This is a genomic window from Mesorhizobium silamurunense, assembly GCF_014843825.1.
Classification (GTDB): domain Bacteria; phylum Pseudomonadota; class Alphaproteobacteria; order Rhizobiales; family Rhizobiaceae; genus Mesorhizobium; species Mesorhizobium silamurunense.
On sequence record NZ_JHQR01000475.1, the window covers coordinates 1 to 865 of the forward strand.

The window sequence follows — 865 nt, forward strand, 5'->3', positions numbered from 1 at the left end:
GCCTTGCGGCGCCGATCGTGTCTGTCGCGCGCGACAGCGCCAGCTGGTCGTAGTAGTCCGGCGGCATGATCGAGCGCGCGGCCTCCTCGACGCGCGGGATGCGGAAGGCGTCGCTGACGGCGAAGAAGGCCTTGGCCGCGCTGACGATGTCGGCATTGGCCGTGCGCGCGGTGAGCGCGATGTCCGGGATCAGTTCACCGACCTCGGCGAGCGCGAGCTTCTCGGCCAGCTTCTCGGGCGCGCCGCCCTTGAACAGGCCATGCCGCCGATCCTCGATCCGCTCGCGCGAGAAGGCCGGCAGCAACGAGGCGAGCTTCGGATCCAAAGCCTTGCGCGCCTCTTGCAGCTCGGCGATGCGCTGGCCGAGCGGTGCCGAGCTGAGGTCGTTCTTCATGTACCAGCCGCTGGTCATGAAGATAAGCCGGCTGACCGCCTGGTAGAGATCGAGCTGGATCTGGCCGTCGACATGGTTGTCGAGCGCGTCGATCTCCCTGTAGAGCGAAGGCAGCGCGAAACCGTCGCGCACCAAGGCAAAGGTGCGCACGACAGCGGCCGCGGTGCGTCCCGTCGCTTCCTGCAGCCGGTTGACGAAGGAGGGCCCGCCGCGGTTGACGAGGTCGTTGGCGACGACGCGCGCGATGATCTCGCGCCGGAGCCGGTGGTCGCGGATTTCGCCGGCGAATTTCTTCGCCATGCGCTCCGGGAAATAGCCCATCAGGTCGCGGTCGAAATGCGGATCGTCCGGCACGTCGCTGGCGACGATGTCGGAGAACAGCACGATCTTGGCATAGGCGAGCAGCACGCCGAGCTCGGCCCTGGTCAGCGGCTCGCCGCGCGCCTCGCGCTCGGCAAGGGCGGCCGGCGA

1 pseudogene is annotated in these 865 nt (G+C 68.4%); it reads right to left on the minus strand.

The features are described 5' to 3' along the window. Positions 1-865 (minus strand): annotated as a pseudogene (locus DH10_RS36070) (NAD-glutamate dehydrogenase domain-containing protein); the annotation flags it as partial.